The sequence below is a fragment of the Streptomyces sp. NRRL F-5630 genome (assembly GCF_000719475.1).
GTDB lineage: Bacteria > Actinomycetota > Actinomycetes > Streptomycetales > Streptomycetaceae > Streptomyces.
This window is the reverse complement of record NZ_JOGO01000020.1, coordinates 48,723-62,216: the sequence shown is the minus strand read 5'-3', so window position 1 is coordinate 62,216 and position 13,494 is coordinate 48,723. Positions and strand designations below refer to the sequence as shown.

Genomic DNA, 13,494 nt, shown 5'->3' with positions numbered 1-13,494 from the left:
CGGGGGTGGGGGCGTTGGGAGGGTGACGGATGGCAAGCACGTGCGGAATGCGTGCAGTTGGGCCCTAAGCGGTGGCGAAGTGGGCCGGGGCCTGACTAAGTTCGTCGTACGTCCGGATGTGTTCCCGCCTTTTGGAGTTTGACTGTGAAGCGTCAGCGCGCCTTGACCGCTTGTGTCGCCCTTGTGGCGACTTCTGTTCTGGTGGCCGGGTGCGGGGGTGACGACGAGAAGTCGGACAAGGCGGACGAGGGGAAGATCGCGGGGGCGGAGAAGTCACCGTCGGCCAAGCCGAGTCCGACTCCGTCGGCAACCGCCGGGCAACAGGACGGCCCGGATTTGAGCTTGCCGAAGGATCTGAAAGTCGTGACGGACTGGGCCGAACCGAGCGTAAGCGATAAGGCCGGTGCTTTGCGCGATGCTGCTCGTTTTGTGATCGGGCTGGATCGAGCGATTGCCCGCCAAGACGCCAATGATGCCGCGTATCGCTACTACTCGTATCCCGCAAGTAACGCGAGGAAGGCGGCGGAGGAGAACATCAAGCTCCATGTCGATCACGATCGCTCGGTCACTGGAACTCGTCGGCTGCACAAAGATTTCGAGCAGGTGGTGAAGGCCCACGAGATCGTGGTGGTCCAGTTCTGTGTCGATGACCAGAAGTACTTCGGCAAGGACCTGAAAACCGGCAAGAAGATCGAAGGGGACTCACCAGAGGACGCCTACAGCAAGTACGAGATCGGGATGGTCTCGGTGGGCGGTAACAAGTGGGTGGCGAAAGAGCTGAAGGCGACAACGGGGGATGCAGAATGCGCGTAAGCACAGGAGTACGGGGGGCCGTTTGCGCGGGAGCGTTCACTGCCGTGCTGGTGGTAGGAAGCGTTTCTCCCGCCTTCGCAGGTGGGGGAGACAGTGGGTTCCAGCTAGGGGGCGGCAGCCAGACTGACTCCGGTGAAGGAAAGCCCGGCCAAGGTGGCGGTCACATCTCCGCTCACATCACCTTCAGCCAGCGAGGTGGGGGTGGCTCCGGGGGGAGTGGCGGTGGGGGCGTCAGTGTTGCCGACTGGGATCCGCCCGGTTGTTGGTACGCGCCCCAGTACGACCCCGAGGAGTTCCGGGAGGCGCGGCAGAACCTGTACTACACGGCCGTGCACGATCCGGGCGCCTCCGACGTCGTGCGGGACATCTCGGACGAGAACGAGGGATACGCCGAGGACCACTATCACGAGGACGACAAGGGCAAGGGTATGTACTGGACCGCCCAGTACCGCGACGACGCCACCCTCGCCGAGATGATGGAGTGCGACCGGCCGCCGTTCTGGGCGGACAACGCGGAGCCTCCGGACGTGCCGCACGCCATCTCGCCCGAGATCCTCGCCGGGCTCGCGTACGAGCGGATGAAGGTACCGAGCCTGAAGGCGAGGCTCGCTCCGGCGGGGGCGAGCAAGGTGAACCTGCCGACGTGGGTGTGGCTGGACAAGGCGCAGCTTGAACCCGTGTCCGTGACGGCGACCCTCGCGGTGGGCGGGTTCACGATGTCGGCGACGACGACGGCGAAGCCGGTGCGGCTCGCGATCCAGCCCGGTACCGCGGACGCGCGGACGCTGCCCGCGGGCGGCACGTGCCCGGTGGGCGAGGGCGGCGCGATCGGGGAGCCGTTCGCGGCGGGCAAGGCGGACCGCATGCCTCCGTGCGGGGTCACGTACCTGAAGTCCTCCGGGGACGCCACGTACCGCCTGCGGACCGCTGTGACGTGGGACACGGCCTGGACGGGCACGGGCGGTGCCGGCGGTGATCTGCCGGACGGGACGTACGGGCAGCCGCAGGACGTCCAGGTGCGGGAGATCCAGTCGGTCAACCGCTGAGACCGGCTCCCACGCATTTGTTTTGACCCAGGTCCATACGGTAGGTACGCTCTGACCTCGTGCCTGGGGTGTGCCCGGGTCCGTGTGCGTGCCTACACACCGCACTCAAAGGACCCGACAAAGGCCGCCTGATCCGCTCCTTCCGCGCGATGCGTCACGCCTCGCGACGGAGTCCCGGTTCCGACACACCCGACCGCGTGGGTCGGGCGTGTTCCAGGTTAGCTTTACCATTCGGCACACAGAAACCGGAGTAGTAGTGCCTACGATCCAGCAGCTTGTCCGCAAGGGCAGGCAGGACAAGGTCGAGAAGAACAAGACGCCCGCACTGGACGGTTCGCCCCAGCGCCGCGGCGTCTGCACGCGTGTGTTCACGACCACCCCGAAGAAGCCGAACTCGGCCCTGCGGAAGGTCGCGCGTGTGCGTCTGACCTCCGGCATCGAGGTCACGGCCTACATCCCGGGTGAGGGACACAACCTGCAGGAGCACTCCATCGTGCTCGTGCGTGGTGGCCGTGTGAAGGACCTGCCGGGTGTTCGCTACAAGATCATCCGAGGCTCGCTCGACACCCAGGGTGTCAAGAACCGCAAGCAGGCCCGCAGCCGCTACGGCGCCAAGAAGGAGAAGTAAGAATGCCTCGTAAGGGCCCCGCCCCGAAGCGCCCGGTCATCATCGACCCGGTTTACGGCTCCCCCCTGGTGACCTCCCTCATCAACAAGGTGCTGCTCAACGGCAAGCGCTCCACCGCCGAGCGGATCGTGTACGGCGCCATGGAGGGTCTTCGCGAGAAGACCAACGCCGACCCGGTCGTCACGCTGAAGCGCGCGCTGGAGAACATCAAGCCGACCCTGGAGGTCAAGTCCCGCCGCGTCGGTGGTGCGACCTACCAGGTTCCGATCGAGGTCAAGCCGGGCCGTGCGAACACGCTCGCCCTGCGCTGGCTCGTCGGGTACTCCCGCGCCCGTCGCGAGAAGACCATGACCGAGCGCCTCACCAACGAGCTTCTCGACGCGTCCAACGGCCTGGGTGCCGCTGTGAAGAAGCGCGAGGACACGCACAAGATGGCCGAGTCCAACAAGGCCTTCGCGCACTACCGCTGGTAGTCGCAGACCCCATCGAGACCGAGAGAAGACTGAAGCCTTATGGCTACCACTTCGCTTGACCTGGGCCGGGTCCGCAACATCGGGATCATGGCCCACATCGACGCGGGCAAGACGACGACGACCGAGCGGATCCTGTACTACACCGGTGTTTCGTACAAGATCGGTGAAGTTCACGACGGCGCCGCGACCATGGACTGGATGGAGCAGGAGCAGGAGCGTGGCATCACGATCACCTCTGCCGCCACCACCTGTCACTGGCCGCTGAACGACGTCGACCACACCATCAACATCATCGACACCCCGGGCCACGTCGACTTCACGGTCGAGGTGGAGCGCTCGCTGCGCGTCCTCGACGGTGCCGTCACGGTGTTCGACGGTGTCGCCGGTGTCGAGCCGCAGTCCGAGACCGTGTGGCGTCAGGCGGACCGCTACGGCGTGCCGCGTATCTGCTTCGTCAACAAGCTCGACCGCACCGGCGCCGAGTTCCACCGCTGCGTCGACATGATCGTCGACCGCCTCGGTGCGACGCCGCTCGTCATGCAGCTCCCCATCGGGGCCGAGGCCGACTTCCAGGGTGTCGTCGACCTCGTCCGGATGAAGGCGCTCGTCTGGTCCGCCGACACCAAGCTCGGCGAGGCGTACGACGTCGTGGACATCCCGGCCGACATGACCGAGACGGCCGCCGAGTGGCGCGGCAAGCTCGTCGAGGGTGTCGCCGAGAACGACGAGGAGATGATGGAGCTGTACCTGGAGGGCAACGAGCCCTCCGAGGAGCAGCTGTACGCGGCGATCCGCCGTATCACCATCGCCTCCGGCAAGGGCGACGGCACCACCGTCACCCCCGTGTTCTGCGGCACCGCGTTCAAGAACAAGGGCGTGCAGCCCCTGCTCGACGCCGTCGTCCGCTACCTCCCCTCGCCCCTCGACATCGAGGCGATCGAGGGCCAGGCGGTCGGCAACGCCGAGGAGATCGTCAAGCGTCGTCCTTCCGAGGACGAGCCGCTCGCCGCGCTCGCGTTCAAGATCGCCAGCGACCCGCACCTCGGGAAGCTGACCTTCGTCCGCGTGTACTCCGGTCGTCTGGAGTCGGGTTCTTCGGTTCAGAACTCGGTGAAGGGCAAGAAGGAGCGCATCGGCAAGATCTACCGGATGCACGCCAACAAGCGTGAGGAGATCGAGTCGGTGGGTGCCGGTGACATCGTCGCCGTCATGGGTCTCAAGCAGACCACCACCGGTGAGACCCTCTGCGACCCGGCGAACCCGGTGATCCTGGAGTCGATGGACTTCCCGGCCCCGGTCATCGAGGTCGCCATCGAGCCGAAGTCCAAGGGCGACCAGGAGAAGCTGGGTGTCGCCATCCAGCGCCTGGCCGAGGAGGACCCGTCCTTCCGCGTCAAGACCGACGAGGAGACCGGCCAGACGATCATCGCCGGTATGGGCGAGCTTCACCTGGACGTGCTCGTCGACCGCATGCGGCGCGAGTTCCGCGTGGAGGCCAACGTCGGCAAGCCGCAGGTCGCGTACCGCGAGACCCTGCGCAAGCCGGTCGAGCGCCTCGACTACACGCACAAGAAGCAGACCGGTGGTTCCGGCCAGTTCGCGAAGGTGCAGATCGCGCTGGAGCCGCTGGAGGGCGACGGGTACGAGTTCGTCAACAAGGTCACCGGTGGCCGCATCCCCAGGGAGTACATCCCCTCGGTGGACGCGGGCGCGCAGGAGGCCATGGAGTTCGGCGTGCTCGCCGGCTACCCGCTCACGGGTGTCCGGGTCATCCTGCTCGACGGTGCCTACCACGACGTCGACTCCTCGGAGATGGCGTTCAAGATCGCCGGTTCGATGGCCTTCAAGGAGGCCGCCCGCAAGGCCAGCCCGGCCCTGCTCGAACCGATGATGAAGGTGGAGGTGACGACGCCCGAGGACTACATGGGCGACGTCATCGGCGACATCAACTCCCGTCGCGGTCAGATCCAGTCCATGGAGGACCGCTCGGCCGCCAAGCTCGTCACGGGCCTGGTGCCGCTGTCGGAGATGTTCGGCTACGTCGGCGACCTCCGCAGCAAGACCTCGGGTCGCGCAAGCTACTCGATGCAGTTCGACTCCTACGCCGAGGTTCCGCGGAACGTCGCCGAGGAGATCATCGCGAAGGCCAAGGGCGAGTAACTCACCCGAGTTCACGCCGTAGGCTTGACACCGGACCCCCGCACGGGGCGCCCCCGCTCACCAGTGGGGACGCCCCCGGGGGACCCGGCACCCCAGCAAAGATCATCCCTGGCGCCGATGAAGCAAGGCGTACAGAACCACTCCACAGGAGGAACCCAGTGGCGAAGGCGAAGTTCGAGCGGACTAAGCCGCACGTCAACATCGGCACCATCGGTCACATCGACCACGGTAAGACGACCCTCACGGCCGCCATTACCAAGGTGCTGCACGACGCGTACCCCGAGCTGAACGAGGCCTCGGCCTTCGACCAGATCGACAAGGCTCCTGAGGAGCGCCAGCGCGGTATCACCATCTCCATCGCGCACGTCGAGTACCAGACCGAGACGCGCCACTACGCGCACGTCGACTGCCCCGGTCACGCGGACTACATCAAGAACATGATCACCGGTGCCGCCCAGATGGACGGCGCGATCCTCGTGGTCGCCGCGACCGATGGTCCGATGCCGCAGACGAAGGAGCACGTCCTTCTGGCCCGCCAGGTCGGCGTCCCCTACATCGTCGTCGCCCTGAACAAGGCCGACATGGTGGACGACGAGGAGATCCTGGAGCTCGTCGAGCTCGAGGTCCGCGAGCTGCTCTCCGAGTACGAGTTCCCGGGCGACGACCTTCCGGTCGTCAAGGTCTCGGCGCTCAAGGCCCTTGAGGGCGACGCCGAGTGGGGCAAGTCCGTTCTCGACCTCATGAAGGCCGTGGACGAGTCCATCCCCGAGCCCGAGCGTGACGTCGACAAGCCGTTCCTCATGCCGATCGAGGACGTCTTCACGATCACCGGTCGCGGTACGGTCGTCACCGGCCGTATCGAGCGTGGTGTCCTGAAGGTCAACGAGACCGTCGACATCATCGGCATCAAGCAGGAGAAGGCGACCACCACGGTCACCGGCATCGAGATGTTCCGCAAGCTCCTCGACGAGGGCCAGGCGGGCGAGAACGTCGGTCTGCTCCTCCGCGGCATCAAGCGCGAGGACGTCGAGCGCGGCCAGGTCATCATCAAGCCGGGCTCGGTCACGCCGCACACCTCCTTCGAGGCGCAGGCGTACATCCTGTCGAAGGACGAGGGTGGCCGTCACACCCCCTTCTTCAACAACTACCGTCCGCAGTTCTACTTCCGCACCACGGACGTGACCGGCGTCGTGACCCTCCCCGAGGGCACCGAGATGGTCATGCCGGGCGACAACACCGAGATGAGTGTCGAGCTCATCCAGCCCGTCGCCATGGAAGAGGGCCTCAAGTTCGCCATCCGTGAGGGTGGCCGGACCGTCGGCGCCGGCCAGGTCACCAAGATCAACAAGTGAGTTGATGCCCGGACGTGTTCCGGGCGGTGATCTGAGGGCGCGCGTCCCCCTGGGGCGCAGGCGACTCGGACCTTGAGAGGGCCCGTACGACTTCGGTCGTACGGGCCCTTTCGCGTGCCGCGGTTTTGGCGGGGGCGGTTGGCCGGGGCCTTCCGCCTGGTGGGGCTCGGCCCGAGTGAGCCGGGGGACCGGGATGGGGGCGGCGGCACGGCCTGGTGGCGCTTGGGTTGTGGGTGCCGGTGGGGGGCTTCCTGCGCCGCCGAGCACGCGGGAGGGGGCGCGGGAGGAGCGGTAGGCGCGGGGTGGCCTGGCTCGTTGCGCGCGAGGAGGAGCCGGGGAGAGCCGAGGTGGCTGCGGGGCGGGCCCGGGGCCGTACAGCGCCTCGCCGCCGGGGATGCGGGCCCTCTTCCTTGAGGGGCGGGGGCCCGCTCTTGGGCGGCGCTGGCGCGTCGGCCCGCTCTCGGGATGCGAGCTTGCGGGAGGGGGAGGAGGGTGGAAAGTGGCCCTGAAGTGTCCGGGCGGAAAAGGGTCCGGGCGGGCGACGATGCGCGGCGAGACGCGCAGTGAAGAGGTGCTGCCCATGATGGTCATCGGCCTTCTGCTGGCAGCGGCGGCAGCGGCGTTCACCGCCCTGCTGATCGCGTTCAACACGTCGGGGGGCCCCGAGTACACGGTGTCCCTCTTCGGGAGCCATCCGTTCACCATCAGTACCCTGGGGGCCTTCGCGGGCGGTCTCGGCCTCGCGCTGGTCTTCGCACTGGGGATGTGGCTGATGCGTGAGGGGCTCGGGCTCCACCACCGGCACACGGTGCAGCGCGGCGAGGCGGTCGGTGAACGAGACCGGCTGCGGCGTCAGCTCGACGCCGAGCACCGCACCGGAGGAGGCACTGGCGCCTCCGCCGGCCCGGCGAACTCCGAGGGCTCCGGCCAATCGGCACAGCAGCCCCTCCAGACCTCCGGCCGTCGTGGCCGGCGGAGGATGCACCTGCACGGGAGTCACTGACCCCCGTCGTCCCTCGGCGGTGTGCCTGACGGATAGCGAGAGCGACCCCGTCAGGTACACCGCTGTGTGGTGCGCGGGGGTGCCGCCGGGGGCGTGTCCGGGGAAGAGGAGGCGGGACCTCCGGGCCGGGCGAGAGGGTGCCCGTGGGGTGGGGGAGTTGTGTGTGAGGTGTGGGGCGCGTGGGGTGGAATTGTCGTCGCGTACGGGAGGGGAAAGTGCTCCGGCCTATGTCGCGGCGCTCCCGACTCCCTTAATCTGAGCGCGCGCCGGACCTTGGGTCCCCACGGGAGACGGGTGTGCCGACGCGTCTCAGGTAGCCCCTGCCGTCCTGGACGACGGCCAGAACAAGGGAGATCCGCCATGGTCAAGCACTACCTCAAGTACGCCTACAGCACCCTCGCCGCCGCGATGTTCGCCAGCATGGCCTGACCGGACCGAGGCCCGGCCTGGACCGGGACGAAGACCCGGTCCAGGCTCTCAGGGAGGCTCCGTGTTCGGCACCGCGTTCAGCCAGCTCCGCTACACCTCGGCGCTCCTGCGCAACCGGCCGATCAGGCCGAGGGACCTGGAGCGCATCGCCCGCGATCTCGTCGCCACGCTCGCCGAGTTCGGCGAGCCGGGCGAGGACTCGGCACTGCTGCCGGGGCAGGCAGGGCAGGCCGATCCCGAGGTGCGGCGCACGGTCGCGGTGCGGGGCCTGCGAGCCACCGCCCGCGCGGCGGCCCGGCACACCGCGTACTACCAGCGGCTCTTCGCCGAACACGGCCTCGACGCCGAGTCGTTGACTCCCGAGACGTGGGACACGGTGCCCGTCACGGAGAAGTCCGCACTGCGCGCCCTTCCCGCCGCTTTCGTCTCGGCCGCCGCCCGTCCCGCGCTGATGGCGCTGACCACGGGCACGAGCGGCACCCCGACCGCCGTGTGGTACTCGCGTGCCGAGACCGAGATCGTGGTGGCGCTCAGCACGGTGTCCGCCGTGCTCGGCGTCGGGCTGCGCCCGCACCACACGATGGCGTACGGCGGGTGTTCACGTGCCACACTTCCGCTGCTGAGCACCGAGGAGTCCGTGACCCGTGTCGGTGCCGCCTTCGTGCAGATCGGCACCGTGGACCCGGCCCTAGCGCTCGACCGCCTCGCGGCCCCGCTCAACCTGCCGGGGAAGGCCCCGCAGATCACCCACCTCAACGTCTCCGCCTCCTACCTCGCGTCCCTCGTCCAGACCGCCGAGCGGGACGGGTGGCGGTCCGCCGACTTCGGCCTCGAACACCTCGCCGTGGGCGGCGAAGTGCTGTCCGCGCCGCTGCGCGAGCGCGCCGAGGCCGCCTTCGGGGCCCGCGTCTCCGCCGGGTACATGATGACGGAGACCCTGCCCTCGGGCGGCTCGCCCTGCACGGCCGGACACCTGCACCACAGCACCGAGTTCGGTTGGACGGAGATCCGCGACCCGGTGACGTACGCGCCGACTCCGCCCGGCGGGACGGGAGTTCTCGTCCACACGCCGTACGTCCCGTACCGCGAGTGCACGCTGCTCCTGCGGTACGCGACCGGGGACCTCGTCCGCGTGCCCGAGGAACAACCGGCGTGCGAGCTGGCGCACTTGCCCGCCACGAGTCCGGTGCTCGGCCGCTGGTCGGGGGAGTTGAGCCGGGTTCTCACGACACGTGACCTGCTGGACCTGATCGAGGCCGAGCCCGAGGTGCCGCTGCCCGCGCGGTACGCGCTCGTCGAGGGCCCGCGTGGGCCCGCACTCCACCTCCGCGTCGCCGCTCTGCCCGCGCACGCCCTGCGCGGTCGGCTGGAGGACCGGGCGAGCGCGGCGCGCCTCCCGCTGGAGAGCATCGTGCTGCACGACGATCCCGGCGACATGCCGCCGACCGGCCCTGTCCGCGCCGACCTGCTCGAGCACACCTTCGAGGCGGTCCGCCCCGCCGCCGTCCGCGTCGCGAGCCCGGCGTGAGCGCCGCCCTGATCGGCCTCAACGTCTGCGTGGCCGCGATCACGGTGCTCGGCCTCGCGTACTTCGCGCGGGTGCGGATGCCGAGGCCGCCGGTGGGGAAGTACGAGGCGCCGGACGTGCTGGTGGTGATGGCCGTGGTGATGGTGGCGCCGTTGCTCTACCTGGAGCTGCCCCGTACCGCTGTCGCCGTCGTCTTCGGTCTCGTGCTGTGCGCGGCGCTCCAGTTCACGCTGGCTCCCCTGCTCGGCGGTCTCAGGGCGGCGCTCCTCGCCGTGCTCGCCGTCGCCGCGACCGGCGGACTGGCCCTCGCGGACCGGACGCTCGCCGTGCTGGTGCTGACCGACGTGCTGCTCGCCGTGGCCGTCGTCGGGGTCGCGACGATGTGGGCGCAGAGCGGCTTCCGGTCTGTGCACACGGCGTGGTTCGCGGGGCTGCTCGCCCTCTACGACCTCGTCGCGACGGGGCTCACCTCGGTCATGGACCGCTTCGCCGCCCAGGTCATGGGCCTGCCCTTCGCACCGCTCCTCGCCGTCACGCGCGGCGACCCGCCCGTGGCCCTCGGCCTGGGCGACCTGCTGCTGATCGTGCTCTTCCCCCTCGTCGCGGCGAAGGCGTACGGACGTGCGGCGGCCCTGCTCGCGGGCGCGCTCGGCGTCCTCGCCTCCAGCGCCATCAGCGTCCTCTTCGCCACGGGCACCCTGACCGGGGCCTTCCCGCTGATGGTGGTGCTGGGGCCGCTGATCGTGGCCCAGCACGTCTACTGGGCACGGCGGACGGGCGGGGAGCGGACGACGGCGCAGTGGCGGGCTGGGGCATCCGCCACGGTGCCGGCGACGGCCGCGTCCCCCGTCCTGCTCGCCGCGCTCGCCACGCCCGCCGCCCCGAGCGCCCTCCACGAGGGGGCGCGGCCGGGCGACTGGATCGCCCTCCTGGACGGCGAGGTCGTCGGCACGGGCGCGAGCGCCGGGTCCGCCCGCAAGGACGCGGCCCGGCGCGGGGCCGAGGGCGTGCCGCTCGTCCGGCAGGTGTGAGGAGGCCGGGACGTGGGGGGCGGCGCCGCGCGGCACTCCGCGGTACTCCACGGCGGTCCCGGCGCCTCCCGCGCCCCTCGCCCGGACCGGTTATCCCGGGCGACGCCGCCTGCGCAGGCGTACTTCCGCCCACACCGTCTTTCTCGGTACGGGGCCCCATTCCACGCCCCAGTCGTCCGCGAAGGCCGCCACGAGGAGCAGGCCCCGGCCGCGTTCCGCGAACCAGGGTGGGGGTCACTGACCCCCACGGCGAAAGGTGCCCGGTAAATCATTCGCGGTTTCGCCGGGCACCTTCCTCGTGCCGCCGTGCCGAAGCCCCTGCGGGGCGAGGTCAGCGGACCTGCGGCTGCCACCAGCGTGCCTTGTAGACACCGCCGTATCCCTCGCCGCCCAGAACATGCGTGACCTGTCCCGGCCCGTCCTCGACATGGACGCGTCGGCTCCACCACGCCTTCGCCAGGTTGCCGTCAGGCGCGGTCATCGCTATCGACGTGCCCACGTTGCTGATCGACTTCACTCCATCCTGCTGCGCGGAGCACCAGGAGGTCCCGGGGTACGGAGCGAACTGTCCCCGTCCGATGGAGAACTGGTAGACGCCCGTGCGCGTGGTCACCCACAGAAGGTCGGGTTGACCGGAGACGGCGTAGAGGTCATGTCCCTGGGGAGTTCCGGACAACTCATTGAGGCTGTCGAGCGAGAACGTCTTCTCCCGGAGCAGCTTCTCCTGCCCGGCGCTCCCTGTAGGCCGGTAGCCGACAAGTTCGTGGTCACCCACCGCCCAGAGGAGGCCACTCGCCGGGTCCCACTGCACACCGTGCGCGCCGGCGAGGACCACCGAAGTGAAGGCGGTCGACGTGGGGGACTGGGAGGCGGCGTAGAGCCGTACGAGACCACCGCTGGTGCACGCCACCGCGACGTTCCCGGAGGGGAGCAGTTCGATGCTGTGCGCGTTGAGGTCGTCCCCGCCGCCCGGATCGGAAGAGACCACGCCTCCCCAGCGCCTGTCCCCGGAGGGGTACTCGACCACAGCGGCGAAGCCGTAGGACGCGGTCACCAGCACACAAGACGTCCCCTCCACCTTCACCGGTTTGGCTTCCGTGACATACGTGAAGCTCTTGGCCGGGTTCAGGTCGGCGTAACGACTGTCGGTGTCCGGCGCGAAGCGCCAGGCCGCGACAGTGGAGTCGGTGTCCGGATTCCACGCCGTTTTCGCCGAATCCAGGAGCAGGACGGCGCGGGCCTTCTGGTCCCCGACGAGCAGCCCGGGAGGTGTAGCGGCGAAGCTCTTCCTCGTGAACGGCAGCGACACCGCTGCCCCCGCTCCGATCGCGCCGAGCGCCCCGACGAGAAGGGCGCGCCTGCCGACGCCGCGGTTGCCTTCGGCGCGCGTCATGAGGCAACCGTCTGGATGTGGAGGGTGCCGTTGGGGAGGGTTGTGGCGGAGGTGTGGATGATGCTGCCGTTGTCGTCGATTTTGGTGGCGTTGGACCAGGTGCCGTTGGTGGTGCGGGTGCGGTCCCAGACGTCGCCGTTGACGACGGTCTGGATGTGGAGGGTGCCGTTGGGGAGGGTTGCGGCGGAGACGTGGGTGAGTCCGCCGTTGTCGTCGATTTTGGTGGCGTTGGTCCAGGTGTTGTTGGTGGTGCGGGTGCGGTCCCAGATGTCGCCGTTGACGAGGGCTTGGACGTGGAGGGTGCCGTCGGGGAGGGCCGCGGAGGAGATCTTCTTGATGCTGCCGTTGTCGTCGATTTTGGTGGCGGCGGTCTGCCAGGTGCCGTTGGCGGTGCGGGCGCGGGTCCAGACGGTGCCGTCGACGAGTGCTTCGATGTGGAGGGTGCCGTCCTTGGTGGCGGCGGAGGTGAGGTCCTTGATGTTGCCGTTGTCGTCGATCTTGGTGGCATTGGACCAGGTGCCGTTGGTGGAGCGGGTGCGGTCCCAGATGTCGCCGTTGACGAGGGCTTGGACGTGGAGGGTGCCGTCGGGGAGGGCTGCGGCGGAGAGGTCCTTGATGCTGCCGTTGTCGTCGATTTTGGTGGCGGCGGTCTGCCAGGTGCCGTTGGTGGAGCGGGTGCGGTCGTAGATCTTGCCCTGTACGAGGGAGAAGACGTGGAGGGTGCCGTCGGGGAGGGTGGCGGCGGCGGAGGCGTTGATCGCGTCGTTGTCGTCGATCTCGTCGGCGTGCGCCTGCCAGTTACCGGAAGCCGACAACTCCCGGTGCCACAAAGTCCCTGCGGTCTTCACCGGCGGCGCGTCGTCCACCACGCTCGTGTTGCGCACCGGAAGGAAGGTGCCGTAGCCGGAGAAGTAGGGATAGGGGATCTCCCTGTGGTGAACCCCGGAGGAGGAGAACTCGTACCCCCAGTACGAAGTGTGTGCGTCGTTGGCCCACTTGTGGAACAGGGCCACGTGGCCCGAGTTGCCCGCAGCGTCGTTCAGGAGGGCGTCGCCGGCCTTCAGGTCACCCTTGCTGATCGACTTCGTCACCCCCGCGCCGGCGAAGGTATTGGTGGTGAGCGAGGAGCTCAGCTTCCACGCCATGGACACGTATCCGGAGCAATCCATGCGATAACCGTCGTGGTAGGCACCCTGGTTGTAGTCCAGTCCCTCGCCGACCCACGTCGCGGCACGCTGGATGACGGAGGATCTGCTGATGGTCGGCGCCGTGACCGCGGCGCTCCGGGCGCCGAAGGCCGAGGGGCCCACGGGGGTGACCGGCCCCTGTCCCTCGCTGCCATACCCCTTGTCCGCCTGGGTCGTGGTGGAGGCTGATATGGGAGCCGCCGCGAGCGCGGCAGGGGAAGCGGTGCACACGGCGGCGACCACGACAGCGGCGACGGCGGAACGTTGGAGGGCGGAACGCGAGGACACAGGGTCTCCTGTCGGTGAGGGCGAGAGGTAACGCGGACGAACCCGGGCTCACTGCCAGCCGAAGTCGGCGGATGCGGCGGGTGTCAGGAAGCCGACGAAAAGCGCGGAGAGAGCGACCGCGCGGCCGAGAAGTCGCCAGGTACGCATGGGTGTTTCCTCTCAG

11 protein-coding genes and 1 pseudogene are annotated in these 13,494 nt (G+C 68.9%); 9 read left to right on the top strand and 3 right to left on the bottom strand.

The window, feature by feature from the left end:
* Window positions 1-144: 144 nt before the first annotated feature.
* The 9 genes from IF99_RS0112545 to IF99_RS0112505 all read left to right on the top strand — a co-directional run bounded on the left by IF99_RS0112545 (window position 145) and on the right by IF99_RS0112505 (window position 10,463).
* Entirely contained in the window at window positions 145-813 is a 669-nt protein-coding gene (locus IF99_RS0112545) for a hypothetical protein (RefSeq protein ID WP_030996510.1), read from the top strand.
* 329 nt (window positions 814-1,142) lie between these two features.
* Window positions 1,143-1,859 (top strand): hypothetical protein, encoded by a 717-nt coding sequence (locus IF99_RS0112540; RefSeq protein ID WP_234340677.1) that lies wholly within the window; start codon window positions 1,143-1,145, stop codon window positions 1,857-1,859.
* Between the two features lie 256 nt (window positions 1,860-2,115).
* Window positions 2,116-2,487, top strand: coding sequence for a 30S ribosomal protein S12 (gene rpsL, locus IF99_RS0112535; protein WP_007823146.1), 372 nt, complete (start codon window positions 2,116-2,118; stop codon window positions 2,485-2,487).
* 2 nt (window positions 2,488-2,489) lie between these two features.
* A complete protein-coding gene (gene rpsG, locus IF99_RS0112530; protein WP_008746138.1) occupies window positions 2,490-2,960 on the top strand; it encodes a 30S ribosomal protein S7 in 471 nt (156 codons plus the stop codon).
* A 39-nt stretch (window positions 2,961-2,999) separates the two neighbouring features.
* Entirely contained in the window at window positions 3,000-5,120 is a 2,121-nt protein-coding gene (gene fusA / locus IF99_RS0112525) for an elongation factor G (RefSeq protein ID WP_030996508.1), read from the top strand.
* A gap of 158 nt (window positions 5,121-5,278) precedes the next feature.
* Window positions 5,279-6,472, top strand: coding sequence for an elongation factor Tu (gene tuf / locus IF99_RS0112520; protein WP_030996507.1), 1,194 nt, complete (start codon window positions 5,279-5,281; stop codon window positions 6,470-6,472).
* 499 nt (window positions 6,473-6,971) lie between these two features.
* On the top strand, window positions 6,972-7,475 hold the full coding sequence (locus IF99_RS0112515) for a hypothetical protein (RefSeq protein ID WP_234340676.1): 504 nt from the start codon (window positions 6,972-6,974) through the stop codon (window positions 7,473-7,475).
* A gap of 490 nt (window positions 7,476-7,965) precedes the next feature.
* Window positions 7,966-9,432 carry a phenylacetate--CoA ligase family protein gene (locus IF99_RS0112510; protein ID WP_030996505.1) on the top strand — a complete coding sequence of 489 codons (1,467 nt, stop codon included), beginning with the start codon at window positions 7,966-7,968 and terminating at the stop codon, window positions 9,430-9,432.
* Complete coding sequence (locus IF99_RS0112505; protein ID WP_030996504.1) at window positions 9,429-10,463, top strand: hypothetical protein; 1,035 nt, start codon at window positions 9,429-9,431, stop codon at window positions 10,461-10,463. The genes IF99_RS0112510 and IF99_RS0112505 overlap by 4 nt, the downstream gene beginning before the upstream one ends.
* A 90-nt stretch (window positions 10,464-10,553) precedes the next feature.
* Here the strand turns inward: IF99_RS0112505 and IF99_RS34875 are convergent.
* From IF99_RS34875 to IF99_RS34300, 3 genes and pseudogenes are all read right to left on the bottom strand, one after another.
* Window positions 10,554-10,694, bottom strand: a pseudogene (locus IF99_RS34875) (ATP-binding protein); the annotation flags it as partial.
* A gap of 100 nt (window positions 10,695-10,794) precedes the next feature.
* The gene (locus tag IF99_RS30770) at window positions 10,795-11,856 is read right to left on the bottom strand and encodes a DUF6528 family protein (RefSeq protein WP_051703462.1); all 1,062 of its coding nucleotides are present in this window, start codon (window positions 11,854-11,856) and stop codon (window positions 10,795-10,797) included.
* The gene (locus tag IF99_RS34300) at window positions 11,853-13,331 is read right to left on the bottom strand and encodes a hypothetical protein (RefSeq protein ID WP_051703461.1); all 1,479 of its coding nucleotides are present in this window, start codon (window positions 13,329-13,331) and stop codon (window positions 11,853-11,855) included. Before IF99_RS34300 ends, IF99_RS30770 begins: the two co-directional genes overlap by 4 nt.
* Window positions 13,332-13,494: the final 163 nt, after the last annotated feature.

Coding starts and splice junctions, on each gene's coding strand:
- rpsG (WP_008746138.1), top strand. CDS start 2,490: ATGCCTCGTAAGGGCCCCGCCCCGAAGCGCCCGGTCATCATCGACCCG.
- fusA (WP_030996508.1), top strand. CDS start 3,000: ATGGCTACCACTTCGCTTGACCTGGGCCGGGTCCGCAACATCGGGATC.
- IF99_RS30770 (WP_051703462.1), bottom strand. CDS start 11,856: ATGACGCGCGCCGAAGGCAACCGCGGCGTCGGCAGGCGCGCCCTTCTC.